This window comes from Nakamurella sp. GG22 (assembly GCF_052976845.2).
The window spans coordinates 1-24,572 of the sequence record NZ_JBRIIO020000051.1 but is presented as its reverse complement, the minus strand read 5'-3'; the positions used below and the strand labels follow the sequence as shown (position 1 = coordinate 24,572).

Genomic DNA, 24,572 nt, shown 5'->3' with positions numbered 1-24,572 from the left:
GGCCCAAACGCCCACCTGCCCGCGCCCTGGTCTCTGAAGCGGTCGTCGGTGCGGTCACCGGCACCGCCGGTTTCACCGCCCTGGTCTTCGGCTTCACCCGCGCCGGTGAAAACGGTTGGACCGACCCGATCACGCTGACCGCCTTCGCTGTCGCCGTCGCCGCCCTGGTCCTGTTCGTGGTGCTGCAGGCGCGCAGCCGCAACCCGCTGCTGCCGCTGCGGCTGCTGGCCGACCGCAACCGCTCCGGCGCCTACCTCACCGTGCTGTTCATCGGCGCCGGACTCATGGGCACCTTCTACCTGGCAACCCTGTTCATGCAGGAGGTCCTGCAGTTCGGCCCGCTGCGGGCCGGGGCCGCCGCGCTGCCGTTCGGTGTCGGCATCATCCTGGCCTCCGGGGTGGCTTCCAAGCTCGTGGAGAAGTTGCCGCCGCGGGTGATCGCCGTGCCCGGCCTGCTGATCGCCGCCGCCGGAATGTTCTGGCTGTCCGGGTTGGAGGCGGACGCCGGTTACTGGTCCGACCTGATGGTGCCGCTGTTCATCACCTCCGCCGGCCTGGGCCTGGCGTTCGTACCGATGACCCTCACCGTCGTGCACGATGTCGACCCGCGGGAGACCGGCGTGGCTTCCGCCTTGATGAACACAGCTCAGCAGATCGGCGCGGCCATCGGCCTGGCCGTCCTGACGACCGTCTCCGCCACGGCCGCCGCCACCCGGCTGCCCGACGCCGCCACGGCGCTGCACGCCGGGTCCGCTGACGGTAACGGCGACGTCGTCGCGCGTGCGCAGCAGGCGCTGAGCCACGGCTACACCAGCGCCTACCTCGCCGCCGCCGTTTTGCTGGTCGCCGCGGCCGTGATTGCGGCCCTCACCGTCACCACGCGCGACCAGCAGAATTCCCCGGACGCAGCCGACACCCACGCCGGGTGAACACAGCCGATGACCACGACCGGGTAGGCGGCCGGACAGGCTGCGCCACCGAAACCAAGGAGCCTGTCATGCATTCCGAGCAGCACACCACCGAATCGCACACCGCTGGGTAGCACGCCGACAGCGCCGACGGTCAGCACCACACCGGCCGTGAACCCCACCACGACACCGCCAAAGCGACGTCCGGGCGGACGTCATGGCGCGTCGCGGCGCAGGCCACCCTGCACTGCCTGACCGGTTGCGCGATCGGCGAGGTGCTGGGCATGGTCATCGGCACCGCGCTCGGCTGGTCCGCTTGGCCCACGGTGGTCCTGGCCGTCGTGCTGGCGTTCGTGTTCGGTTACGCGCTCACGATGCGCGGCGTGTTGCGCGCCGGACTCAACGTCCGCGCCGCCCTGAAGGTCGCCCTCGCCGCGGACACCGTGTCCATCGCGGTGATGGAAATCGTCGACAACGCCGTGATGCTGGCGATGCCCGGCGCCATGGAAGCCGGCCTGAGCAGCTGGCTGTTCTGGGCATCGCTCGCGTTCGCCCTGGCAGTGGCGTTCGTGCTGACCACTCCGGTCAACCGTTGGCTGATCTCGCGCGGCAAGGGCCACGCCGTCGTGCACCAGTACCACCACGCGCACTGACCGCCCCTGTTCGGGGGGCGCTACCGAACAACGCGACCGGCCCCGCTGGCCCCGGTACGGGCGTCGAACCTGCGGCGGTACTCCGCCGGTGAGGTGTCGAACGCCGCGGCGAAACGCTGCCGCATGGTCACCGTGCTGCCGAAGCCACAGTTGGCAGCGACTTGGTCGATCGGCAGGTCCGTGGATTCCAGCAGCTGGCGGGCCTCGTCGAGGCGCTGACGCCTCACCCACACCGCTGGGGTGACCCCGGTAAAAGCGTGGAACGCCCGGATGAAGGTACGCCGACTCATGTGCGCGACCTGAGCCAGCCGTTCCACCGGCAGCGGTTCTGCCAGGTGCCGCAGCGCCCACTCCAGCACCACGGCGATCGGATCGTTCACCGACTGCGCAGGAAGCGGCCGCTCGACGTACTGGGCCTGCCCGCCTTCCCGGTGCGGAGCCACCACAAGGCTGCGGGCGACCCGGTTCGCTGCCGCGGCGCCGAGCCTGCCACGCACCAGGTGCAGGCAGGCGTCGATCGCCGAGGCGGTGCCCGCGGAGGTCAGCACGTCGCCGTGGTCGATGTACAGCATCGAGGCGTCGACGTTGATGTCGCGGTGGCGTGCGGCGAGCATGTCGGCGGCCTGCCAGTGCGTCACCGCGGTACGCCGTGACAGCAGGCCGGTATCGGCCACGGCGACGGCCCCGAGGCACAGCCCGGCGATCGTGGCGCCGCGGCCGTGGGCTCTGATCAGCGTGCGCTGCAGGACCGGGCCGGCGTCGCGACCGTCCTCGAACCAGGACGGGACGACCACGACGTCGGCCTCCTCGGCCGCCGTGAGGCCGCGCACCTCGCCGATCAGGTAACCCTCAGCGGTGCGGATCGACCCGGCCCGGTCGGAGAACAGGACCGTTGTCCAGTCGCCCAACCCTTGCCTCTTGACCTCATCGAAGACCAGCTGCGGCACGGAGAGGTGAAACATCGTGACGCCGTCGAAGGCGTAGACCGCGATGTTCAAAGCCTCAGCGGACGTTGGCACGATTTCATCGTAACGACGCACATGTGCCAATGGTTCACGGGGTCCCGAGCCCGCACACTTGACCTGTCGCCGACTGAAACGACCCCCACTACATCAAGGAGTTCACCAGGCATGACCGCCCCACGCCGCGCCCTCATCGTCATCGACGTGCAGCAGGAGTACTTCGGCGGCCCGCTGGAGATCCAATACCCACCGCATGCCGACTCGCTGCCGCAGATCGGGCGGGCGATCGACGCAGCCACCTCCGCGGGCCTACCCGTCGTCGCGGTTCAGCACACATCGGGCGAGGACGCACCCGTGTTCAACCCCACCCAACCGGGCTTCCAGCTGCACCCGGACATTGCGGGCCGCCGCACCGACGAATGGAAGTCGATTATCAAGGAGTACGGCACCGTGTTCGCCGGCACCGACCTGCTCCCGTGGCTACAGGAACGTGGAATCGACACCATCACCCTCGTCGGCTACATGACCAACAACTGCGTGCTGGCCTCCGCCGCCGAGGCCGAAACTCACGGGCTGACCGCCGAAGTCCTCGCCGACGCCACCGGCGCGATCCACATTGCGAACGAAGCCGGCTTCGCCGACGCCAAGACGGTTCACACCACGCTGATGGCCCTGCTCAACTCGAATTTCGCCGCCGTCGCCGACACCGCGACCTGGTCCGACTTCGCGGCCTCCGGGTGGTCACTGCCCAAGTCCGACCTCGGCACGTCCGCGGTCACAGGAGCGCAGCACGCTGGACAAGCATGATCTCCACCCGTGCGAACTGTCCGGACAACGGAGGCATCGCCGGTCGTTAACCGGCCCCGGTGCCCAGATTGCGCACCGACCCTGGACACCACCCACCCCGCGCCGCGGGTCGGCCTCAGGCCCTTGGGACGGGCGTCCCTTCACCTCAACGTCGGCGTCGACCGCGATCCCCGCGGTCGACGCCCTCACAACCCACGTGATCTCCGGACAGGCGGTGTATCGCAGCACTACGATTCGCATCCCGATCCGATGTTGAGGTTCAGCCCCGCAGGTTGCTGATGACTTCCCTGGCCGCCGTCTCCAGCTGCGCCCGGGCGGAGTCGGTGACGACGCTGTTCCGTCCCGGATGGTCGAGGCAGGCGATGAACCGCTCGAGCGATCGTACGGCTGCGTCCGTGCGGTGGTGGTCGAGATGTCGCTGGGCAGCTTCGATGTGGACGGTGAGCAGACGGGCGACGGGCCCGCGTACCTCGCCCTGGTCGCGCAGCTTCTGGAGCAGCGAAGCGACGTCGGCCACCGTGGTCGGCGCCGTGCCGACCTCACCCTTGACGACCGTGAGGTACTGGCGCAGGTCGGTGAACTGCTCACTGTAGGGCGAGACCTGCACGCCGGTGACTCCCTGCAGCGACGCCAACTGCTCGAACGACCTTGACTGCATGACGGTGTCGAGAATGTTGATCGCGCTGCGCTGGACGTCTCCCAGCCGCATGTCGAACACGGTGTTGTAGTCGCCCCGGACGTCGACGGTGTAGGCCGTGACGGGGCTGGTCGGGTCGTCGGGGACGGCGTGGACCACGTCATGGACGGTGATGCCCGCCTTTTGCTCGGTGGTCAGTGCCGTCGACGCCATGAGTGCCTGCACCCGCTGGTAGGCGTCGTCCACGGAGACGATCGCGGGGTCCGGGGTGACGACCTGGTTCCCCATGGCGTCGATGACCGTGGTCACCGACAGGGGCGTCCGGGTGATATCGGTCGAGTCGTCGACAGTCGTGCTGACGACCTGTGTTCCGGTCGCCGAGGGTCGCAGACCGCCGAACGCCCAGGTGTAGGTGGGGTCACCGGTCGGGCGCACGGCCTTGTTGTAGGCCGGCAGGCCCGAGAGGTCGATCGTCGGTTCGACGGTGATGAGCCGGTCGATGACGTCCTGCGGCCGGTTTCCGGGGCTGATGAGGTCGTTGCCGGAGTAGAGGGTGGCCAGGGCGTCGTGGCTGCCGCCCCAGTCCGACATGACCATGCCCTCGAAGCCCCACTCACCACGCAGCACATCGGTGTTGAGGTCGTAGTTCTCGGCGGCGAACTGGCCCTCGATGCGGTTGTACCCGGTCATCACGGCCATGGGCTGGGCCTGCTTGACGACCAGCTCGAAGCTCTTGAGCTCGAGCTCGCGCAGGCCGCGCTCGTGACCGATCGAGTTCGAGCCGTCGCGGCCGGTCTCCTGGTTGTTGCCCGCAAAGTGCTTGATGGTGACGCCCAAACCGGGAAACTCCTGGATGCCGCGGGTGAACGCGACACCGTTCATGCCACTGACCAGTGGATCCTCCGAGGGGTACATCCAGTTCCGGCCGCCGAGTGGGTCGCGATGGATATTCAGCCCGGGTGCGAGCCACAGGGTCGCGCCGAAGTGGACCATTTCCTGTCCGATCCCGTTCGCTACCTCGTGCGCCAGGTCCAGGTCCCACGACTGGGCGAGGGTGATGGTCGCGGGCCAGGAGGTGGCGTACTGGTAGGCGGGCGGATCGGTGGGAATCACCGGAGTGATCCGCAGGCCACTGCCGCCGTCGACCAGCGACATGGAGGGGATCCCGAGGGATTCGTACCGGGCGGTGGTGTACCCGGCGGCGCCGACGGCGTGCTGCAGAGAGCCGCCCCCCGGGGATGCCTCGACGATGTTGGCCAGTTGGGTGACGCTCAGCCCCGCGACGAACTGCTCCATCGACAGCCTTCCGGCGGCGACGTCGTACAACGTCGCGTCGACGTCTGTCGACACTTCGGTGAGCATCTCGCCGGTCTTGGTGACGTACGGTCCCCCGGTGCCCTCCCAGTCGGTCTGCCCTTGCGGCAGGTATGCCGGGACCGTGGAGATCTTGTCTCCGTCGACGGCGTGGTAGGGCGAGGCGGGGTCGACAGCGACGTTCTGATCAAAGGGCGAGACAGCCTGGACAGTCTCGAAAGCCTTGCCAGACAGGGTGACTCGACGGGCCTTTCTGATCTCCTTGTCTTCCGCCGGGTAGCTGTAGAAGTTCGCCGGGTCGCTCTCCAGCAAGGTCGCGGGTTGCATGGCGCGCAATTGCGGTGAGTTGACCTCGGTGACCACCTTCCGGTTCAGTTTCGCCGTGCCCGCCACATGGGTGTTGCGGGAGGAATCGCCGGCGCGGATGACGTAGGTGCCGCGGTCCAGAACCCAGGACGAGGTCGCCTCGTCGTAGGACGACATCTCTGTTGTCTCGAACGAGATGGTCAGGACCTGCGACTCGCCAGGGGCGAGCAGGTCGGTCTTGGCATAACCCCCGAGCTCTTGATAGGGCTTGTCCAGACCGGTCTGCGGGGCCGAGAAGTAGATCTGAGCAACCTCTTTGCCGGCCGTGTCACCGACGTTCGTCACCCGCACCTTGACCTGTACGGCCTGCTCGTCCGCGCTGAAGTCGACCACCTCGGTCGTGAACCGGGTATAGGACAGACCGTGCCCGAACGGATAGGGCACGACACTCCCCGGGTCCGCGGCCAGCGCACGGTAGAAGGAGTCGAAGTAGCGGTACCCGACGTAGATTCCCTCGGAGTACTCCTCGTTGTCGGTGATGCCGTCATGGTCACTGAAGGTCGGCGCGGCCGGGTAGTGGTCGTACGTCGACGCCCAGGTGTCGGTGAGCTTGCCCGAGGGGTTCACCGTGCCGTTGAGGACGTCGACGATTGCGTTGCCGACCTGCTGGCCCGGCAGCCCGGCCAGCAGGATAGCGTCCAGCGCCTGCCCGCCGGCCGGGTCCGTGACGGACCCGTTGATGGCATCGCAAAACGACGTCCCGAAGACGCTGCCGGTGTTCAGCACCACGACGACGTGCTCGTAGGTGCTCGCGACGAGCCGGAGGTTCTGCCGCTCGGTCTCGCTCAGCTCGAAGCCGCCCGGTCCTTGGCTCTTGTCGATGCCACCGGTCCAGCCGCGGGTGACGATGTAGACGGCGGTGTCGGTAGCGGCCGACGGTTGGACGGTCTCGGCGGTCAGCGCCTGCTCGACCGAGGCGTAGTCGATGTTCCTGGTGGTCAACGTGAACCGGGCATCGAACGCGGCCCTGACTGCGTCCCAGTACCTCGAGTCGGTGGTCACGTTGTACCCGGCGTTCTCAAAGCCGCTGCGCAGGTTCACCGTGTTCCGGTTGTAGACGTCGGCGGCTCCGGTGCCGTGCTTGGACGTCGCATACGAACCCACGCCGAACACGGCCACGTTGGGGGTCGCAGCGGACCCGACCAGCGGCAACGTCTCGTCGCTGTTCTCCAGCAGGACCATGCTTTCGGTGCCCGCGCGGCGGGACAGCTCCGCGTTCTGCGTCTCCAGGGTGCTCGGGTTCGGGTCAGGATCGGCGGCGTTCGCGGTCAGCGCGGGAAACGCGAACAAACCGGCGGTCAGTGCGGCCACCGCGAGAACGGCCGTGCGCCTGCCACGGTACGGCGCTGCAAGTGTGCTCATGGGGCTCTCCATCTGCGGGTCCTCGTTGACTCAATGCATGTCGATGAAAGCGCGTGAGTTCAATACTCGCTTGGGGCTCCGAAGCGATCCGGCAGCAGCACCGAGCTCTCGCACGCACTGGTATCGAGCGGACCATCAAAGTGCACCCGCCGGACATCGCCTAGGACGACGACGCGGTGGTCATGTGTACGTGCTCCGAGAAATGCGGTGACGCATGCTGGCGAGCGCCGTTTCGAGTCTGCGGTCCGTCGAAGTTCAGCACCATTGGCAAGCGTGCGTGGTTGCGATGATTTCGTGCCAACGAATGAGCCGGGGCCGGATCGGCCACACCCCTGGGTCCCGCACCCGGATCACCATTGTTCCCGTTACCAGGTGACACGGTCCCCGCCGCCCACCGGACCGCCCCTACTCCGGGACGAACACCAACACCGCCGCAACGCATCTCCAGCCAGCACCGGCAGTAGGCCGCAATCTGTCCCGACACGCGATGGGCCCCACAGCCCGGCCATGCATGATCGCTCAGCGAACCCGCTTGACCTTCATGATCGCGAGCGCGCCGAGGACGGAGCAGGCGCCGGCGGTGATGAACAGCGCGGAGTAGTTCCCGCCTCCGATGGCCAGGATTGCCGGGGCAATCGCGGGGGCGATCGATTGCGGCAACGCGCTGGCGATGTTGAACACGCCGAGGTCTTTGGCCGCGTTCTGCGAGTTTGGCAGAACATCAACCACGAGTGCGAGATCGATGGCGAAGTAGATGCCGATACCGATACCGGCGATTGCCATCGCGACCAGGAACAGCGTCATCTCGGTGGAGATCGCCACGGTGAACAGCGCTATGCCGTAGACGGCCGCGGAGACGACCGCGAAGATCTTCCGGCGTTTCGTCCGATCGGACAGCCAGCCGCCGGCGATGCTGAAGATGACCCAGGTGGTGGACGACACGAGTGTCGCGACGAAAATGGATGTCGGCAATTCGGCCTCGGTGACGCCGATCTTGTTCAACAGGTAGAACGCCTGGTAGGTCAGCAGAAACGACTGGCCGAGCACGAACAAGAACCGGCTGAGCCAGGCCCAACTGAAGTCGGGCGCTTTCCGCGGGTTGACGTAGAAGGCCGACAGGAACTCGCGGAGAGACCACGCCGGCCGGTCGGCGGCCGACAGCTTGCGATCCTTCAGAATGAACATGAATGCCAAGATGGGGACCGCGGCCACCACGACCGGGAAGAGGAACATTGCGACCTGGCCGAGCGGTGCGACCAACTGGACCACGAAGGCACCCACAACCATGGCAATGGGCAGGCAGATGCCCAGGATGCCGGACACGGTGCCCCGCTGCTCCTCCACGACCTGGTCGGCGATGACGGCGACCTCGGCGGCGAGCAGCGCGTTGAACGACAGTTGGGCGATGGCCCAGCCCAGGGCCACGATCGGGATGTTCGGGGCGACGGCGGTGATCAACAGCCCGGCCGCGCCACCGATCAGCCCGATGAGCATCCAGGGGCGGCGCATGCCGAACGTGGAGATGGTGCGGTCGCTGAGTTTGCCGAAGAACGGGTTACCGAACATGGCCAACAGGGCGCCGACACCGGCCACGAGGCTGAGGGCGATGGGAGCGTCTTCGGCTCCGACCAGGCTGGTGATCTTCAGTGGCAGGGTCAGCAGGATCGGTGCCAGCAGGGCAAGCCACAGACCCATGTAGGCGGCGGCGTAGAGGCCAATGAAGGCTGGACCAACCCGGCGGGTGGCGACGGCCGATTGGGCAGCGATGTGTGTCATTTTGTGATCCTTGTCAGAGGGCGGTGAGACGGGAGATCAGCTCGGCTCGTACGTCGGGTGTCATTTCGGGAGCGACCATGGTGATGGCCGAGTAGATGTCCATGCCGTGAGAGACGTTGACCATCGGGTGTGAGAACAGTTGCGGCAGTGCGGCGGTCAGGATCCTTTTGGCCTGCGGGTCCTTCAGGAGTAGGCCGATCGTGGTTCGGTGCAATCGGTATCGGCCGCCGGATGGCCGGATCATGCTGGTGGTGTTCTTCTCCGCCTCTGTGGGCAGCGGCGCTGGCGTCCACTGGTCGTAGCGCAGACCGAATCCGAACGGGAAGGCGGGGTTGGCGGTATCCGACGGGACGTCGGGACGGCTGGCCTGCACGGCTGCCATCGATGACGGAAGCTCGAACGGGAGCCGTCAGCGCGGCTCGGCGGCACCGAAGAGCACCCGCGCGAAGGCCTCGTCGCTGGCACCGAAGTTCGCGATCATCGAACTGGCCGCCGGTAGAAGGGGCGTGAGAACCGCTGCCCGATCGAGGTAAATGTCGATGACGGTCGGCACCACGGCATTAACACCACAACCGCACATCGTGACCCAATCTGATGGCCGGGCGCCAAGTTGCCGGCACTGTTCGAGGGGAAGAGGAAATTCTCGCGCGCAGTTTGAAATGTCGCGGATGGCGTGAAATCAATGTAGACGACACGCTCGGATATCACCCATCAATGACCCGCCACATTCGATAATCATGGAATGGACATCGACTTCTCCCACTGGGGTCCGGGATTCGACGCCTACATGGGGGCCTTTTCCAGTCGATTCCCCAGGATCGAACCCAGGCGCCGCGCCGCCTCCTATGTCCGCGGCCTTCTATCAGAGCTGGAGCGAAAGAATGGATGGACCATAGCCGAAGGAGCCGGTGACAAGACCCCGGATGGAATGCAGCGCCTCCTCAACGCGAGCCAATGGGACGAAGATGGCGCGCGCGATGACCTGCGAACCGTGATCATCGATGCGATCGGCGATCAAGAGAACGCAATACTCGTCGTTGACGAAACTGGATTCCTGAAGAAGGGCAAGAAATCGGCCGGCGTCGCCAGAATGTACACCGGGACGGCAGGAAAGACCGAGAACTGCCAGATCGGAGTATTTCTGGCCTACACCTCACCTGCCGGTCACGCACTCATCGACCGCGAACTGTACCTACCCGCCGTCTGGACCAACGACCCCGACCGATGCGCCGCTGCAGGCATCCCCGAGCACGCGGAGTTCTCCACCAAATACGAACTGGCACAACGGATGATCGAACGCGCCAGGGCCGCCAGCACGCCGTTCAGCTGGGTCACCGCGGACGAAGTCTACGGCCAGGCCGAGCCGCTCCGCGCCTACCTCGAACGCGAAAAGATCAGCTACGTCATGGCGGTTCGTCGCACCGAAAAGGTCACCACGCACACCGGTTCCAGCACTGCTGAGACGGTCATCGCCGGACCCGAGACGCAATGGCAAAGAATGAGCGCTGGTGACGGTACAAAAGGTCCACGAATCTCTGATTGGTCGACAATCCAACTACCCGACAACTCAGATGGCCAAAGCCACCGGTATATCGTCGCAAGAAGGAGCATCGACGACACCACCGACCTCGCGTACTACTTCTGCTACTCAAGCAAACCAACAACCCTAGAAAGACTCGTCCACGTTGCCGCCAGTCGCTGGACAGTCGAAGAGTGCTCTCAAACCGCCAAGAACGAAGCCGGCCTCGACCACTACCAGGTCCGCGGTTACACCGCCTGGTATAAACACATGACACTCTCCATGATCGCCCTCGCATTCCTCACGATCATCAAGACAGCCGAAGAAAAAAGGGGGTCCTCAATCAGACCGATAACCTCATCGCCCTCACCTGCAACGAAATCCGACGACTACTCAACCGGATCCTCTGGCCACTGATCACAATCGCAAATCACGTCACACACTGGTCGACCTGGCGACGAACCAGCCAGGCCCGAGCACGCTCCCACCAGCACAAACGCACCGCCGACAACGAACTGCGGTTGTAGTGTTAATGGAGGCGACATGGGCGATGTCGTCCTCGGGGAAGTCGAGCGATCCCGCATGGAAGAACGACTCCAAATCACCGGGATGGCCACGTTGTTCAAAGGGCGCAGAGAGGCGGAGGACGGCGACGTCGGCCTCGCCGGGAGTGCTCACGACGTTCGTCCACCCGGCCAGTGCCGTCGGGTCCATACCCTCCACATAAACGGAGTTACCCCTCTGCAGGGGCAATCTCGCGCTGTCATGGCCGTTCAGGAGCAGAGTGCTGGCGGCGCACTGGGCGGCCAGGCCCTGCGCCCGGACCTCCGGCGCACCGACGATCCGCTCGGCCCTGGCGACGTCGACGAACGGGTCGTCGAACAGGCCGAGCCGGAACTTCTCCCTCAGCAGGCGGCGTGCCGAGATGTCGATCCGATCGGCGCTGATCTGCCCCTGCCGGACGAGCCTGACCAGGATCTCGGGCCGGGCCTCGCCGCCGAGCTGATCGATACCGGCGTCGATGGCTCTGGCCATGCGCTGTTCGAACGTGAGGTGCTGAACACCCCAGGGTGTCGCGCTCAGGATGCCCCAATCGCTGCACACGATTCCGTCGAAGCCCAGTTCCTCCCGCAGGAGCTCGGTCACGATCTGCCGATTGAAGCTGAACCCAACCTTTTCGTACTCGGTTTCGATTGGAACGCCGTAGTACGGCATGATTTGTGAGATACCCGCCGCCAGCACGTCTTTGAACGGTTGCAGGTGCATGTCCCACAGGCCACCCGGGTAAACCTGCTCCTGCCCGTACTCAAAGTGGGGATCTTCTCCATTGAGTTGCGGACCGCCCCCAGGGAAATGCTTGCCCATCGCGGCCACCGAATCAGGTCCCAACTCCTGGCCCTGAAGGCCGCGGACATAGGCGACGGCCAGTCGGCGAGTGATGTCCACGCTCTCGCCGTAGGTACCGCCAGATCGTGACCATCGTGGGTCGGTGGCCAGATCAATCTGTGGATGCAGTGCAAGGGCGATACCGACGGCCCGGTACTCCCGGCGCACAGTCTCCGCGAAACGCTGGGTGAGATCCGGATCGTCGAGCGCACCAAAGCCCAGCGGCTCTGGCCACTGGGAGAACGGCCCGGCCGCCAGCCCGGTGCCCGGATTATTTCCGAAGCCATGCCGAGGATCGCTGGAGATGGTGACCGGAATACCCAACGGTTGTCGCCGGACCTCTTTCTGCACCGCATTGGCCCACTCCGCCATCTCGCGGACGCCAAGAGCCTGCAAGGTGTTGAAGTGGTTGATACGACGCTCAAACAGCGTCCGGGTGGACGGATAGCCCAACGGCCCAGGAACGTCGAAATCTCCGACGCCCGCCAAAGGCTGGAACATCAGTCCCGCCTTGTCCTCCAGTGCCATCCGACTCGCAAGGTCGTCGACCCGCTGGTCAACCCCAAGACTGGAGTCCTGGTAGGGAAAGCGCACACCTTCGCTCATCGGGGAGTCCTCTCGAAGCCTGCCGGTGAGACGAGGGAAATACCTGCGGGTCTCAGACACCCTCGTCATGGACCCCGCATTGGGGCACCCCCAAATGCTACACACATGTAACATTTGAGGGAAGGGGTGAAGTAGCCTGAAACACGTGAGTTCCGATTCCGGCCCCTCCACCAGTCCCCGCTCCAACGGCTACGCCACCGGTCGGGCGCGGCGACGGGTCATCGTGCAAACGGCCGCCGAACACTTCGCAGTCAGCGGTTTCAACGGGGCGACCATCCGCGACATCGCCGCGGCGGTCGGCATATCCCGCGCCGGTCTGCTCCGTCACTTCGGGTCGAAAGAGTCGCTTTTACAGGCCGTCCTCGAGGAACGAGATGCCCGTGACCGTCAGTTCTTCAGCCAGTACACCGGCGTCGCCGGCGGAGTCGGAATCCTGCAGGGGATGATCGATCTGGCCCGCACCAACGAACGCACCCCCGGAATCATCAACCTGTTCATTCGCCTTTCAACAGAGGCCGCTGACCCGACGCACCCCGCCCATGAGTACTTCCGGGAGCGCTACCGGTCAATTCGGACGGGAACCGCCCGAGTGCTGCAGGCTGCTGCTGACGAGGGCTACCTGCGACCCGGCGTCGAGCCGATGGAGGGAGCGATCCACCTCACGGCAGCCATGGACGGATTACAGACCCAGTGGGCGCTGGACCCTGAACTCGGCATGCACACCCACATGAAGACCATCATCCTCGGAATGCTGAACGACAGGGGTTCTCAAGCGCTGGAGCAATTGCCCTCCAGCTCGCAGCAGACCAGACCGGCCCTGGCCGCTGCAGCACCTGAGTGATGAACGTCGGTGAGGACGGACAGCGCGGGTGCGCGGTCCCAGGCAGGTCCGCTCCCCGTCCGGTATCCCCAGGTTGTTGAACAGTGCCCACTTGTTCACGCGAATGAGACCCTAGGTCGGCGATCTCGTAGCTGATCAACGCTGCAGAGTTCACCATGTGGTACCCAGGTATGCGCCTTCGGCTTCGAGTCGTTGCTGCAGGTCGGTGATGTCGATGTCGCGGCAGCGGACGTCGGACTTGAGGGCAAGGTCGGCGGCGGTTCCGGCTGCTTGTCCCATGACGAAGCAGGCACCGGTGACGCGGGCGGCGGAGTGCCCTTCGTGGGTCATTGAGGCACAGCGGCCGGCGGTGAGCAGGTTGTTCACGTTCTGGGGCACGATCATCCGGTAAGGGAGCTGGTTGAAGCCCCGCGCGGTGGGGATGTCGGGCCAGATCCATCGGACGTCGCCGGCGACGTGCATTTCCAGCGGCCAGCCGTTGACGCCGATGGTGTCGTCGAAGTCGACACAGTTGAGGACGTCGTCGCCGGACAGGACGTGTTCGCCGATGAATCGGCGGGTTTCGCGGATCCCGAGTTGGGGTGCGGTGTCGACGATGTAGGACTTTTCGAACCCGGGGACTCTGGTTTTTAGGAAGCGGACGTATTCGGCGACTTGGCGGCGGCCCTCGATCTCGCCGTAGGTCATCTGGTGCACGTTGGTGCCGTCGACGGCGGACCCGTCGGGGTTCTGCAGCTGGGTGACGTTGGCGCGCCATTCGGTGGGGTGCTTCTGGGGCCGGACGATCGCGCCCTTCCGGGCGAAGGTGAACTCTGCGAGAACGTCCTCTTCCTCCATCATGTCGGGGATCTGCAGCATGACCTCACCGGCGCGTTGGGGGTCGACACCGTTGAGCCGGAACATCGTCGACGGGTACAGCAGACCGCCATGGGCGTCGCCCTTCTCGTAGGGGGCGCCGGCCCACATGGCGAGGTCGCCGTCGCCTGAGCAGTCGATGAAAACTTGGCCGGTGATCGCGCCGCGGCCGGATTTGGTTTCGACCAGGACGGCGTCGATGGTGTTGTCGCCTCCCATGACGACCCCGGCTGCTTGCGCATGGAACAGCAACTGGGCGCCGCTACTGACGACCAGGTCGTCGGCAGCCATTTTGTAGGCGGCGGTGTCGTAGGCCTGGGCGTAGATCTTGCCGCCGAAGATGGAGTGCGGGTCGTTCAGGCCGCCCAGCCGGTCGATCCGCTCCAGCAGGTCGTCTGCCACGCCGTGCACGACCTGCCGGATCTCGCCGTGCACATTGGCGTGCAGACCGCAGAAATTGGTCACCCCGGCCGCGGTGCCCATACCGCCGAGGAACCCGTGCAGTTCCACCAGGACCGTTGAGCGGCCGGCGCGGGCCGCGGACACCGCGGCGGCGATGCCGGCCGGTCCGCCGCCCAACACCACCACGTCGTACTCGCCGATGACCAGGGTGGATCGGGCGGGTTCGGGAATCTCGCGCTGGGTCATGTCAATATCTCGCTTTCGAGGAGTTGTTGGGTCGGGGCGCGGGATCCCGCGGCCGGTGTTATTGCGCGGTCGTTGCTGCAGTACTGCTGGCTCGCCCAGGCTTCGGCCTCGTCAGGAGGTGGCGGCGAGGCGCGGTGGTGGGCTGAGCCGGTCCACCAGCTGAACCAGCTGGGGGCCGATCCAGAACCGCCGGTCGTCGCCGCGGACCAGCACACCGCCGTGGGTCAGTTGAGTGAGCAGCCGAAGAGTCGTGGTAGTGGGCAGCTCGGTGCGGCGACTGATTTCCGACAGGGTCAACGCGGCCTGGGCGGACTCGAACACATTGATGATCAGCAGGAACCGGCCGACAACCGAATCGGGGGTGTCTTCCTTGCGTTGAAAAGCCATTGGTCTCTCTCCTCTTCACGCCCTCAGATGGTTCTGGTGTCGAGCCCGATGTGCGGGACCGGCACTGCTGGGGTCATGCGGCGGGTCAGACCGCCGACCGTTTCTTGGCGGCCAGTGATTGGCCGCCGGAGAACCAGAGCGTGGGGTCGAGCTCAGTGACCAGGACCCGGATCCCTGTTTCCGGGACTGACAGGGCACCTGCGGCGGCGCGGCTGACACTGCCCGCGAGGGCGGCGAGCTCGGTGGGAGTCCGCCCTTGGGCGATCTCGATGTGAATGATCGGCATGACGACTTCCTCCTAGACCCGTGCGTTGTCGGTATGGGCGGACAGGTCTCGTACCGATTCGGCGTCGTTGTCGGTGGTGAGGATCTGCCTTTGGGTGGAAGGCTTCTGGGAGCTGCCGCCCCACATGTCGATCGCCCCGAACATGGTCGGGTCGAAGGTTCGCGGCACCCACGCGTCTTCGTCCTCGATGAGCCGCACACCGTAGGAATACTCGTAGGTCAGACCTTCGGGTCCCTTGAAGTACAGGAAGATCGCCGTCGACTGGGGGTGCCGGCCGGGTCCTTGTTCGATTTCGACGTTGTGTTCCTTGATGAAGTTCCAGTTCCGGAAGATCGCGTCGATGGTGTCGACCTGGAAGTTGATGTGACACAGACCCGGTTCGTCGCCCTGGAATACGGCCAGGGTGTGGTGGACCGGGTTGAACCGCATCAGGGCAGCGGCGCCCTGGACCCAATCGGAGACCTTGACGTTGAAGTTGTCGTTCCAAAACTTCGCGGCCGCGTAGATGTCGGCGGCGTCGACGCAGATGTGCCCGAACTCGGTGATCCCGCTCGACGGTCGGGTCAGTTCCAGGAACGAGGGGTCCTGAACCTGCCCGATGACGAGGTCGAACTTGTTGCCCCAGGGGTCGTCGAAGGAGATGAAGTCGGTGACCCGCCTGCTGCGGGCTTCTTCCACGGTGCCCTTGTGGACCGGGATGCCGATGGATTCAAGGTGCGCAGCTGCGTCCTGCAGGGCCTTCGCGTCGCGCAGGACCAGACCACTGGACAGCACACCGCTCTCGCCTTCGACGAAGGCCAGGCAGTGGTGGCGGTGATCGGCACGCAGGTAGTGCACCCCCTGGTCACTGCCCTGGTATTTCATGCCGACGATGTCCCGGGCGAACCCGACGCACGTGTCGATGTCCTGGGCGCCGCTGCGGACGTAGGCGATGTCGATGAGTTCAATCACTGATCTCTCCTTCAGACGGTGGTCTGTTACTGGTTCAGAAGTGCGGGAGTTCCAGGGGTTGTGCAGCCACCGGCCCGGTCATGCCGCGGACGGCTGGGTGTTGGCGGACTCCCGCAGGTCCCGCCAGATGCGTTGCAGCAACTCGGCTTCGGTTGCCAACCATGCGGCCTGTTCGGTGGCGGACAACGGCACCGGTGTGCCGGCCGCGGCCGCGACGCTGTTCATCCGCGCTGAGGCCTCCAGGACCCACATGCGGGCCACCGCCTCGCCGACGTCCTTCCCGACGGTGACCGCACCGTTGCCACGCAACACGATCGCGGACCGCGAACCCAATTCCTCGGCCAACTGCTGGGCCCGGAGCCGGTCCCGGATCAGGCAGGCGTCGTCGAACACCGCGACCGGTGACCCGACGAACGCGCCCTGCCCGTGCAACGCAAGGACGGGGACATCGGTGGACGCCAGCGCGGTGGCCACCTCCGGCTGTGCCCGGCAGATCGCGCCCACATCCGGTCGCCGGTCGGCGATCGCCAGGTGGATCCACGCTTCCTTGGGGCATCCCGTGGGGAGTTCCGTGCCGGTGACCGACAGCCGGGCCCAGGTTTGCTGGTTGCCCAGCCGCCCCAGCGGGCTCGGGGGCGTGATGAGCAACTCCTGCTCACCCACCCGGCTGGACACGTGCCCGAACGCGGTCACCAGACCGGCTCCGGCCAGTACCCGACCGGCCTCGATCAGTTCTTCAACACCTTCGACACGGGTCAATAGGTTGGTCATGTCGCTCACGCCTTTCAACAACGAGTTCCCGGTGGCAGCGTTCTGTGGTGCTGTGAACGCGTCAGGCGGCTTCGGCAGCGACGGCGGTTTCCAGGTGCTCGTGATGCTTGCGAGGTTCCCGGATGAAGAACGCGATCACCGCGCCGACGATCGGGCCGGCGGCCAAGGTCGCGAAGGCCAGGGCGAAGGACCCGTTGGCGGCGTAGACCAGGCCGATGACGGTCGGGACGGTGACCGATCCGAGCTGCCAGAAGGCGTTGACCGCGCCGGCGGCGGACCCTGCCGTCTTCGGACCGGCGAGCAGCGGGATCATCGCGGTGGTCAGCGGGGTGTAGGCGTATGCGCCGATCCCGGCCAGCGGTGCGAGCCAGAGGAACTGCGTGTAGCTGTTCAGGTTGCCGAACACGATCAGCATGGCACCAAAGAACCCCAGGATGACCACGATCGGGATGCGCAGGCCGATGCCGAGCTTGTCGACGATCCAACCGACGATCGGTTTGATACCGACGGCGATACCGGCGAACAGGACCAGGACGATGCCGGCGTCGACCGGGCTGATCCCGCTGCCCTTGGTCATCAAGGTGTTGGACCAGGTGACGAACCCGTAGGTGCCCCAGAGGCCACCGAACCCCGCCAGGCCCAGCAGCAGCAGGTCCCGGTTGCGCAGCAGCGGACGCACATCGGGCAGTTGCCGGGCAGCCTTCTGCTGATCCTTGGTGACGTTGCCGTTGCGGATGAAGATCGCGCAGGCCACGCCGATCACGATGGTGACGATGCCGAAGAAGTGGTACGCCGTTGGCCACCCACTGTTGATGATAAGACTGGGCACGATCGCGTTGGCGATGACGGTTCCCAGCGAGGTGGCGGTCACGAAAATACCCACCGCGAAACCCCGCTTCTCGGCGGGAAACCAGGTGGCCAACAACTTCAGGCCGGCCGCGAAGTCGACACCCGCGAGCAGGCCGACCAATGCTTGGATGGCAAGGCCCACAGCGACCGAGGTGGTCGACCCGAACGCGATCATGGCCAGGCCCGCGCCGATCCCGGACACACTCATGATGCGGCGGCCGCCGAGCCAGTCCACGAGAAAACCACCACCGAGGTTCGACAGCACGTACCCGATGTAGTAGGCGGTGGCGAAGGTGCCCAGCGCGGCGATCGGCACGGCGAGCGATTTACCAACAGACGCCGACGCCGGGCCCCACGTGGAGCGGTCGACCGATGTCATCGTGAACGCCGCCCAGGAAAGGCCCAGGATCAGCCATCGATACGGTGAGACACCCACTCGTGTTGTTGTACTCGACATTGAGAGACTCCAGGGGTTTGCAGGGGAAGTTGACAGGACAGCGGCGGCGCCCGGGGTCACGCGGTCGCCAAAACCGTGCCGAGACCAGGGCACGACAGAGTGAGGAAGGGAGTGCAAGGTGGGCTTCGGATCGAGCCCAGCTCACCGCCGCCAGATCCGCGGCGAGGAATACCAGGTGATGATGGGGGCAGCGGCCCGGTGTTGCGCGGTCCCGCCAATGGCGTGCTGTTAGACGGTTGCGCCCTGGCGAAGCAGGCCGGCGCCGATGGTCAGTCCATGCATGACGCCCTGGTGGTGCGCGACGGTCGACAGTGCCGCACCCGCCTTCACCTCCAGGGCCGCAACATCCCCGGTAGCATCGCCACCAAACACCCCAACAGTGAAGTGCTCAGCCATCTTTGGTCTCCTCGGGTCCGCGATCCGCTGTGATCGACCGGATAAGTGGACCGTGTCACGGCAACCACCGTCCAATGCCGTTTACCTGCCCCGGGCATACCCTGAAGGTATGGAACTGCGGCATCTGCGGTACTTCACCGTCGTGTACGCCGAAGGCACCATCGGTCGCGCCGCAGAACGGCTACTGATTTCCCAGCCCGCGTTGACCAGGCAGATCCACGCCCTGGAACGCGAGATCGGCACCCCGCTGTTCGAACGGGTCAGCTCCGGTGTGCGGCCCACCGCGGCCGGTTCAGCCCTGCACTCCCACGCGTTGCAGGTTCTGCGGCTCGCCGACGCCACCCGGGAAGTCGCCAGATCCGCGGTGCCGGCCCTGGAACGGGTCGAGATCGGCCTGCCCCCGGCACCGCAGCCATGGCTTCACCACGCGCTACGCGACATCCGAAGGGACGTCCCGCAAGCCGCCGTGAGTTTCACCGACGCCAGCAGCGCCGAGCAACTCAGGATGCTCGGCGAAGGACGCATCGACATCGCCATCGTCCACCAGCAACCGCCCGGCACCATGCATCATCAGCTGCTTTTCGAGCAGCCCTTCGGGCTCGCCATCCGACCCGGGCACCAGCTCGCCGACCAAACCGCATGCTCGCTGGCCGATCTTGATGACCTTCGGGTTCTCGTCCACGCCCGCGAACAGGTCCCCGGCGAGCACGACCGCATGATCACCATCGTCAACGAACGGGGCATCACCCCGCACTGGCGGTTCGCCCGCTTCAGCGAGAACGCCCTGCTCTGCGCCGACGCCACCGACGCCGACGCCGTCCTACTGAGTGAACCCAGCGCCACCCGAACCCTTACCGACTGGCCGTGGCGCAAGATGATCGACCCCACCGTTCACCTACGCACTTGGGCAGCCCGGCAGGAGCGCACCCGAACCGTCGTCACCCAAGCCATGGAAACCATGTGCAGCACCGCGAGCACAGCGGCAAACAAACCTGCGAACCAATAAACCGCTCCCCTGGGTCATCGGCATGACCGCGTGCCGTCGATAGAAGCCCGATGATTGAAGAAGGGTCCGCCACGATCAAGGATCGGCGTCCCGCCAGCGGTAGCTGGCATCCGATCCACCTTGGACCGACGAGATCGGCTGCCGTGATCAGTTAGTCCAGTTAAGCCCGCTCGAGCCTGCCGCTGGACAACCACCAGCGTCCTGATCGGATTCGAGACCGAGCCCGGTGACCACAACAGCCTGCGCTACCTCTGGCTCGCCGTCGACGACGTCGCCAGAGTGATCCGACCAGCATCCACCGCCACGACAGGAAGCAGAAAGTGAGACTCGCCTAGCGGACCACCTCGAGCGGACCCTCCTCAGGCGTCGGCGGCTCGAACCGCTTGAAGGACTCCGTCGCCGTCTGTTCGGTGAGCGGCCAACCGTCCGCCCACCTGCCGTGTCGGTCACCGACCCGGCTCAGGATGGTCTCAAGACTCGCCGCGATGTAAACAGTCTCCGGCACGATGCCCTGCGGTGCGAGCAGTGCCCGGTACTCATCGCGTTGTCGCCGGAACCAGAACCCGAAGTCGAGCACGACATCGTTCCCTGCTGCGACATGGCGTAGCAAGCGCACCTTCAGATCTGCAGCCACCTCAGCGACCACTTCGGCGGAGGGCATCGTCGTAATTCCGCGATCCCAGAACTCCACCTCGAACGACAAACGTGTCTAGCCCTGGCGCTCTAGACCGTTGGCGTAGGTGGTCTTGCCGGCACCACCTGGCCCGCACATCATCACGACGCAGGGTGGTCGTGTCGTGTTCACTGCCACCGAGCCGAGGCTACAGTCCACCACTGACGTTGAGACTCCCAATGCTGCGCTCATCGCTGTCTGGATCAGATCGGACTTGATCCACACGCCCTAGTCGCAGGGGAACAAACGCGAGCGTCTATTGCGCGAGGTCGGCGAACCGTGACAGGTGCAACTGGTGGGCGACGGCAATGGTGGCGGTGGGTCCGTTGCGGTGCTTGGCGACGATCAGGTCGGCCTCGCCGGCCCGCGGGTCGTCGGCCTCCCACGCGTCCGGCCGGTGCACCAGGATCACCATGTCGGCGTCCTGCTCCAGTGACCCGGACTCACGCAGATCCGACAGCATCGGCCGCTTGTCGGTGCGCTGTTCGGGACCACGGTTGAGCTGGCTGAGCGCGATCACGGGCACCTCGAGTTCCTTGGCCAGCAGCTTCATCTGCCGGGAGAACTCGCTGACCTCCTGCTGCCGGGACTCGACCCGCTTGCCGGACGTCATCAGCTGCAGGTAGTCCACGACGATCAGCTTCAGGTCGTGGCGCTGCTTGAGCCGGCGGGCTTTGGCCCGGATCTCCATCATCGTCATGTTCGGTGAGTCGTCGATGAACAGTGGGGCGTCGGAGATCTCGGTCATCCGCCGGACGATCTTCTGCCAGTCCTGCTCGCCCATCGTGCCGGCCCGCATGTGCGAGAGCCGGATACCGGCCTCCGCGGACAGCAGCCGCATGGTGATCTCGGTCTTGCTCATCTCGAGCGAGAAGATCACCGACGCCTGCCGGTGCTTCACTGCCGCATGCCGCGCCATGTCGAGCGCGAGGGTGGATTTCCCGATGCCGGGGCGGGCGGCGACGATGATCATCTGCCCGGGATGCAGCCCGTTGGTGAGGTTGTCCAGGTCGGCGAAACCCGTCGGTACCCCGGCGGACCGGCCACCCTGCTGGGCGATGGCGTCGATCTCGTCCATCGTCGGCTGCAGCAACTCCTCGAGGACCACATAGTCCTCGGAGGTACGGCGCTCGGTGACGTCGTAAATCTCCGCCTGGGCGCGGTCCACGATCTCGTCGACCTCACCACCGCCGACGCTGCCCTCGCTGCCGCCGTACCCGAGTTGCACGATGCGGGTGGCGGCCTCGACAAGCCTGCGCAGGATGGCCTTCTCGGCGACGATCTGCGCGTAGTAGGCGGCGTTTGCAGCGGTGGGCACGGTGGCCATCAGGGTGTGCAGGTACACCCCACCGCCGACTCGGCCGAGGGTTCCGTTTCTTTCGAGTTCGGCGGCGACGGTGATGGTGTCCGCCGGTTCACCTCTGGAGTACAGGTCCAGGACGGCGTCGAAGACCAGGGCGTGCGCGGGTTTGTAGAAGTCCGCGGTGCTCAGGGATTCGATGACGTCGGCGATGGCGTCCTTGGACAGCAACATCCCGCCCAGCACGGACTGCTCGGCGGCGAGGTCCTGCGGTGGTTGCCGGTCGAACGCGGCCGGCGCCGGTGCGGGCACACGTGCAGGTGAAGACCATCGTTCGTCGATCAGGGCCATTCACGCACCGCCCTTTCCATGGCTGCGCCGGGGACGCCTTGTGACCCTCGTGGCCTGATTTTCGTGGCCGCGTGGCCCCGTGCGGGCAAGGCGCGCCGGACAGGTGACCCGGCCGCGCCGGGGGTTGTCACCGGTCAACGCCGCGGCCGTCGGGTGCGGTGCGCTCGCGTTCGTCGTCCCGGGTGCGGCGGGTGTCGGCCGTGCGGCGGGCAGTTTCAGAGTGTTCGCGGGCCAGGCTGGCCTGGTACTCGTTGGTGACCCGGGCGACGTCGTCGCTGAGGATGGCGAGCTGTTCCAGGGCGCGAATGAGCCGCTCGGCGACCGGCAGCATCGGCGGCGGCCCTACCGCCGGTGGCCGTGGCGGCACAGGCGGCCGCGCGGTGATCACGGGGGCGCGGTCGGGACTGTGCGGTGGCCGGGGTGCGGTCATGGGTGGGTGCCCCTTTCAGTAGTCGCGGCTGGCGATGCGCCAGCCGGCGGTGGTGCGGACGGCGGTGAGGGTGACGGCGAGGGCCTCATCCGGTGGGTCGGTCCCGGTGGCGCACGTGGTGCGCAGGGTGCCGGCGGCCTGCACGCGGACGTTGTCCGGGGTGTGGGGTGCTTCGGGTGGAATGACGGCGGCCGGGTCGAGCACCCTGGCTGTGCAGCGGCGCTGCGTGAAGTCCTGCCAGGCGATGCCGGGTCCGCGGCCGCCGTCGCGCAGCTGGTTGTTCTGCTGGGTCAGCTGCGGTGTGACGTAGGGGGCGGTGCGGTTGATCCAGGCGTCGGCCGGCAGGGCGTAGCTGGCCGTCCGGTACGCGACAAGCCAGTCCACGGCCAGCTTCTCGACCACCTCGTCGGCGTCGTCGGGCTCCGCGGCCGCCACCGCGGCCGACTCAGGGGCCGACGCCGAGATGGGTGATGCCGGGGCGGTTCCGGTCGGGGTGATTGCCAGCCGGACGGTCGGCGCCGAGGTGGTCGGTGGGTCGGCGGGGGCGGCACACGCGGCTGTTCCCGCGAGCAGGACGGCGGTCAGCGCCGCGGCCATTACCCACCCGGGCGGGGTGCGACTGTTCATGCGCCGGGCCGGACGGCGCCGATGAACTCGCTGCCGCGGTTGCCGCCCCAGATGCCGTCGCTGATCTTGACGACGTCACCGGACTGGGGTGCCTCGACCATCCGGTCGCCGCCGAGGTAGATGCCGACATGGTGGATGCCGCCCGCGGTGCCGTCGCCCGAGTAGAGCAGCAGGTCGCCGGGTTGCAGGGCGGCCCGGTCGGTCAGGTGCCCGAACGCGGCCCAGATGGCCTGGGTCTGGTGCGGGACGCTGACGCCGATGCCGGCGTAGGCGTACAGGGCCAGCCCGGAGCAGTCGAACCCGACCTTGGCGTAGTCACCGTGCGCGTCGGCGATCCACCCGTCCCGGATCCCCAGCGTCGGGCCGGCCGCGTCACCGCCACCCCACGCGTAGGTCACCCCGAGCTGCGCCAGAGCCCGGTTGATCACCGTCTGCGCCCGGGGGTTGCCAGGCAGGCTCACCGAGGAACCCCCCGCCGCACCGGCACCGGCCGTGGTCCCGCCAGTGGTGGTGCAGGTGCGGCCCTGCACTGCGCCGACGACCTGGTTCGCGGGTTGTTCCCACTTGGCGAAGGCGTCGGGGGTGTTGGACAGTTGCACTCGTTGCGCGGCAACGGTGATCGGCAGTTGCTGCCAGCCGGGGATGTCGAGCAGCCCGGGTTGCCCGGCCTTGCCGCCGGTGTAGAACATGGCGGCGGACTTGGCCGGGTCGAGCCGGTCTTGCAGGGGCCCCCAGGCGTCGAGTTGCTGGAACGGGCCGCGGGAGGACGACATCCGCCCGTTGGGCATGGTGTCGCCGTAGTTCAGGGTGCGCAGCGTCGATTCCTGCATGGCGGTGGCCACCGCGACCACCCACCCCCGCTCCGGGACGCCCAGGGCTTTGCCCTGCGCGACGATCGCCGCGGCGACGTCGAGCTGGTTCCCGGAGAACCCGGCGACCTCCCGCTCCTCCGAAGAACCCGCCGCTGGGGCGGGTGCGCAGACCACACCGGTCTGCCCCCCGGGGACGGCGGCCGCGGCGGCGGCGTCGTCGTCGCTGCCGAACAGGACCGCGACCAGCACCGACAGCGCCAGCACCGGGACCAGGACGGCGCCCAGCCCGGCGGCGAGCAGCTGCTTCACCTCAACGGTCCCGGATCGGTGCTGGTATTGCTGGCATTGCCAGCTTCACCAGTAGTAGCGCTCGACGTCACGGCCGATCGCGGCGTCCCGGTCGCGTCGGCGTTGGTCCTCGTAGATCTCCCGGTCCCGTCGGCGTTCGGATTCACGGATCCGGTCGTCCTCTTGCCGGGCCCGCTCGAGGTGGCGCCGGTCGTCGTCGTCTTCGGTGCGGTCGGTGCGGATGCGGTCCAGCCAGCTCATGTCGGGGTCCTTCCGGTTGGTGATGGTGCGGGGGTGGGTTTGCCGGTGATCGATTTGTGCTCGATGAACCGGGCGCCTAATAGCTTA

Annotated in this window: 24 protein-coding genes and 1 pseudogene; 6 read left to right on the top strand and 19 right to left on the bottom strand. The window is 66.3% G+C overall.

Going from position 1 to position 24,572, the window contains the following annotated elements:
- On the top strand, positions 1-929 hold a 929-nt coding region (locus tag ACVBEQ_RS27045; RefSeq protein WP_447156510.1), incomplete at its 5' end, for an MFS transporter.
- 128 nt (positions 930-1,057) lie between these two features.
- A pseudogene (locus tag ACVBEQ_RS27040) lies at positions 1,058-1,561 on the top strand (DUF4396 domain-containing protein); the annotation flags it as partial.
- A gap of 20 nt (positions 1,562-1,581) precedes the next feature.
- Here the strand turns inward: ACVBEQ_RS27040 and ACVBEQ_RS27035 are convergent.
- Complete coding sequence (locus ACVBEQ_RS27035) at positions 1,582-2,559, bottom strand: GlxA family transcriptional regulator (protein ID WP_447156511.1); 978 nt, start codon at positions 2,557-2,559, stop codon at positions 1,582-1,584.
- Positions 2,560-2,691: 132 nt separating this feature from the next.
- On the opposite strand from ACVBEQ_RS27035, the gene ACVBEQ_RS27030 reads away from it, so the two are divergent.
- Positions 2,692-3,330, top strand: a complete 639-nt coding sequence (locus ACVBEQ_RS27030; protein ID WP_447156509.1) for an isochorismatase family protein — start codon at positions 2,692-2,694, stop codon at positions 3,328-3,330.
- A 259-nt stretch (positions 3,331-3,589) separates the two neighbouring features.
- Here ACVBEQ_RS27030 and ACVBEQ_RS27025 read toward each other — a convergent pair whose 3' ends face one another.
- The 4 genes from ACVBEQ_RS27025 to ACVBEQ_RS27010 form a co-directional block, all read right to left on the bottom strand.
- A complete protein-coding gene (locus tag ACVBEQ_RS27025; protein ID WP_447156508.1) occupies positions 3,590-7,009 on the bottom strand; it encodes a beta-glucosidase in 3,420 nt (1,139 codons plus the stop codon).
- Between the two features lie 519 nt (positions 7,010-7,528).
- Positions 7,529-8,785: an MFS transporter gene (locus tag ACVBEQ_RS27020; protein WP_447156507.1), complete on the bottom strand. Its 1,257-nt coding sequence runs from the start codon at positions 8,783-8,785 to the stop codon at positions 7,529-7,531.
- A 13-nt stretch (positions 8,786-8,798) separates the two neighbouring features.
- Positions 8,799-9,167: a hypothetical protein gene (locus ACVBEQ_RS27015; RefSeq protein ID WP_447156506.1), complete on the bottom strand. Its 369-nt coding sequence runs from the start codon at positions 9,165-9,167 to the stop codon at positions 8,799-8,801.
- Positions 9,168-9,194: 27 nt separating this feature from the next.
- Positions 9,195-9,341 carry a hypothetical protein gene (locus ACVBEQ_RS27010; protein ID WP_447156505.1) on the bottom strand — a complete coding sequence of 49 codons (147 nt, stop codon included), beginning with the start codon at positions 9,339-9,341 and terminating at the stop codon, positions 9,195-9,197.
- A gap of 186 nt (positions 9,342-9,527) precedes the next feature.
- Here ACVBEQ_RS27010 and ACVBEQ_RS27005 point away from each other — a divergent pair, with 186 nt between their 5' ends.
- Complete coding sequence (locus ACVBEQ_RS27005; protein ID WP_447156504.1) at positions 9,528-10,721, top strand: IS701 family transposase; 1,194 nt, start codon at positions 9,528-9,530, stop codon at positions 10,719-10,721.
- Positions 10,722-10,739: 18 nt separating this feature from the next.
- Here the strand turns inward: ACVBEQ_RS27005 and ACVBEQ_RS27000 are convergent, their stop codons facing one another.
- The gene (locus ACVBEQ_RS27000) at positions 10,740-12,296 is read right to left on the bottom strand and encodes a glycoside hydrolase family 3 protein (RefSeq protein WP_447156503.1); all 1,557 of its coding nucleotides are present in this window, start codon (positions 12,294-12,296) and stop codon (positions 10,740-10,742) included.
- Between the two features lie 145 nt (positions 12,297-12,441).
- On the opposite strand from ACVBEQ_RS27000, the gene ACVBEQ_RS26995 reads away from it, so the two are divergent.
- On the top strand, positions 12,442-13,137 hold the full coding sequence (locus tag ACVBEQ_RS26995; RefSeq protein ID WP_447156502.1) for a TetR/AcrR family transcriptional regulator: 696 nt from the start codon (positions 12,442-12,444) through the stop codon (positions 13,135-13,137).
- Between the two features lie 150 nt (positions 13,138-13,287).
- Here the strand turns inward: ACVBEQ_RS26995 and ACVBEQ_RS26990 are convergent, their stop codons facing one another.
- The 7 genes from ACVBEQ_RS26990 to ACVBEQ_RS26960 form a co-directional block, all read right to left on the bottom strand.
- Positions 13,288-14,640, bottom strand: a complete 1,353-nt coding sequence (locus ACVBEQ_RS26990) for an FAD-dependent oxidoreductase (protein WP_447156501.1) — start codon at positions 14,638-14,640, stop codon at positions 13,288-13,290.
- A gap of 111 nt (positions 14,641-14,751) precedes the next feature.
- Positions 14,752-15,027, bottom strand: coding sequence for a helix-turn-helix domain-containing protein (locus tag ACVBEQ_RS26985; RefSeq protein WP_447156500.1), 276 nt, complete (start codon positions 15,025-15,027; stop codon positions 14,752-14,754).
- A gap of 85 nt (positions 15,028-15,112) precedes the next feature.
- Positions 15,113-15,313, bottom strand: a complete 201-nt coding sequence (locus tag ACVBEQ_RS26980) for a tautomerase family protein (protein WP_447156499.1) — start codon at positions 15,311-15,313, stop codon at positions 15,113-15,115.
- Positions 15,314-15,325: 12 nt separating this feature from the next.
- Positions 15,326-16,264, bottom strand: coding sequence for a VOC family protein (locus tag ACVBEQ_RS26975; RefSeq protein WP_447156498.1), 939 nt, complete (start codon positions 16,262-16,264; stop codon positions 15,326-15,328).
- Positions 16,265-16,342: 78 nt separating this feature from the next.
- Complete coding sequence (locus ACVBEQ_RS26970; protein WP_447156497.1) at positions 16,343-17,035, bottom strand: class II aldolase/adducin family protein; 693 nt, start codon at positions 17,033-17,035, stop codon at positions 16,343-16,345.
- A gap of 61 nt (positions 17,036-17,096) precedes the next feature.
- A complete protein-coding gene (locus tag ACVBEQ_RS26965) occupies positions 17,097-18,320 on the bottom strand; it encodes an MFS transporter (protein WP_447156496.1) in 1,224 nt (407 codons plus the stop codon).
- Positions 18,321-18,569: 249 nt separating this feature from the next.
- On the bottom strand, positions 18,570-18,737 hold the full coding sequence (locus tag ACVBEQ_RS26960; protein WP_447156495.1) for a hypothetical protein: 168 nt from the start codon (positions 18,735-18,737) through the stop codon (positions 18,570-18,572).
- A gap of 109 nt (positions 18,738-18,846) precedes the next feature.
- On the opposite strand from ACVBEQ_RS26960, the gene ACVBEQ_RS26955 reads away from it, so the two are divergent.
- Positions 18,847-19,743, top strand: coding sequence for a LysR family transcriptional regulator (locus ACVBEQ_RS26955; RefSeq protein WP_447156494.1), 897 nt, complete (start codon positions 18,847-18,849; stop codon positions 19,741-19,743).
- Between the two features lie 331 nt (positions 19,744-20,074).
- On the opposite strand, the gene ACVBEQ_RS26950 is transcribed toward ACVBEQ_RS26955, so the two are convergent.
- The 6 genes from ACVBEQ_RS26950 to ACVBEQ_RS26925 form a co-directional block, all read right to left on the bottom strand.
- Positions 20,075-20,404: a P-loop nucleotide/nucleoside kinase family protein gene (locus ACVBEQ_RS26950; protein ID WP_447156493.1), complete on the bottom strand. Its 330-nt coding sequence runs from the start codon at positions 20,402-20,404 to the stop codon at positions 20,075-20,077.
- Positions 20,405-20,672: 268 nt separating this feature from the next.
- On the bottom strand, positions 20,673-22,067 hold the full coding sequence (gene dnaB / locus ACVBEQ_RS26945) for a replicative DNA helicase (RefSeq protein WP_447156492.1): 1,395 nt from the start codon (positions 22,065-22,067) through the stop codon (positions 20,673-20,675).
- A gap of 127 nt (positions 22,068-22,194) precedes the next feature.
- Positions 22,195-22,497, bottom strand: coding sequence for a hypothetical protein (locus ACVBEQ_RS26940; RefSeq protein ID WP_447156491.1), 303 nt, complete (start codon positions 22,495-22,497; stop codon positions 22,195-22,197).
- A gap of 15 nt (positions 22,498-22,512) precedes the next feature.
- Positions 22,513-23,124 (bottom strand): hypothetical protein, encoded by a 612-nt coding sequence (locus ACVBEQ_RS26935; protein ID WP_447156490.1) that lies wholly within the window; start codon positions 23,122-23,124, stop codon positions 22,513-22,515.
- The gene (locus tag ACVBEQ_RS26930; protein ID WP_447156489.1) at positions 23,121-24,245 is read right to left on the bottom strand and encodes a C40 family peptidase; all 1,125 of its coding nucleotides are present in this window, start codon (positions 24,243-24,245) and stop codon (positions 23,121-23,123) included. The genes ACVBEQ_RS26935 and ACVBEQ_RS26930 overlap by 4 nt, the downstream gene beginning before the upstream one ends.
- A 45-nt stretch (positions 24,246-24,290) precedes the next feature.
- Positions 24,291-24,485: a hypothetical protein gene (locus tag ACVBEQ_RS26925; RefSeq protein WP_447156488.1), complete on the bottom strand. Its 195-nt coding sequence runs from the start codon at positions 24,483-24,485 to the stop codon at positions 24,291-24,293.
- Positions 24,486-24,572: the final 87 nt, after the last annotated feature.

Excerpts from the sequence above, each read along its gene's own strand:
- ACVBEQ_RS27030 (WP_447156509.1), top strand. The coding sequence starts at position 2,692 with ATGACCGCCCCACGCCGCGCCCTCATCGTCATCGACGTGCAGCAGGAG.
- ACVBEQ_RS27025 (WP_447156508.1), bottom strand. The coding sequence starts at position 7,009 with ATGAGCACACTTGCAGCGCCGTACCGTGGCAGGCGCACGGCCGTTCTC.
- ACVBEQ_RS27020 (WP_447156507.1), bottom strand. The coding sequence starts at position 8,785 with ATGACACACATCGCTGCCCAATCGGCCGTCGCCACCCGCCGGGTTGGT.
- ACVBEQ_RS27015 (WP_447156506.1), bottom strand. The coding sequence starts at position 9,167 with ATGGCAGCCGTGCAGGCCAGCCGTCCCGACGTCCCGTCGGATACCGCC.
- ACVBEQ_RS27005 (WP_447156504.1), top strand. The coding sequence starts at position 9,528 with ATGGACATCGACTTCTCCCACTGGGGTCCGGGATTCGACGCCTACATG.
- ACVBEQ_RS27000 (WP_447156503.1), bottom strand. The coding sequence starts at position 12,296 with ATGAGCGAAGGTGTGCGCTTTCCCTACCAGGACTCCAGTCTTGGGGTT.
- ACVBEQ_RS26990 (WP_447156501.1), bottom strand. The coding sequence starts at position 14,640 with ATGACCCAGCGCGAGATTCCCGAACCCGCCCGATCCACCCTGGTCATC.
- ACVBEQ_RS26985 (WP_447156500.1), bottom strand. The coding sequence starts at position 15,027 with ATGGCTTTTCAACGCAAGGAAGACACCCCCGATTCGGTTGTCGGCCGG.
- ACVBEQ_RS26980 (WP_447156499.1), bottom strand. The coding sequence starts at position 15,313 with ATGCCGATCATTCACATCGAGATCGCCCAAGGGCGGACTCCCACCGAG.
- ACVBEQ_RS26970 (WP_447156497.1), bottom strand. The coding sequence starts at position 17,035 with ATGACCAACCTATTGACCCGTGTCGAAGGTGTTGAAGAACTGATCGAG.
- ACVBEQ_RS26960 (WP_447156495.1), bottom strand. The coding sequence starts at position 18,737 with ATGGCTGAGCACTTCACTGTTGGGGTGTTTGGTGGCGATGCTACCGGG.
- ACVBEQ_RS26955 (WP_447156494.1), top strand. The coding sequence starts at position 18,847 with ATGGAACTGCGGCATCTGCGGTACTTCACCGTCGTGTACGCCGAAGGC.
- ACVBEQ_RS26950 (WP_447156493.1), bottom strand. The coding sequence starts at position 20,404 with ATGCCCTCCGCCGAAGTGGTCGCTGAGGTGGCTGCAGATCTGAAGGTG.
- dnaB (WP_447156492.1), bottom strand. The coding sequence starts at position 22,067 with ATGGCCCTGATCGACGAACGATGGTCTTCACCTGCACGTGTGCCCGCA.
- ACVBEQ_RS26940 (WP_447156491.1), bottom strand. The coding sequence starts at position 22,497 with ATGACCGCACCCCGGCCACCGCACAGTCCCGACCGCGCCCCCGTGATC.
- ACVBEQ_RS26935 (WP_447156490.1), bottom strand. The coding sequence starts at position 23,124 with ATGAACAGTCGCACCCCGCCCGGGTGGGTAATGGCCGCGGCGCTGACC.
- ACVBEQ_RS26925 (WP_447156488.1), bottom strand. The coding sequence starts at position 24,485 with ATGAGCTGGCTGGACCGCATCCGCACCGACCGCACCGAAGACGACGAC.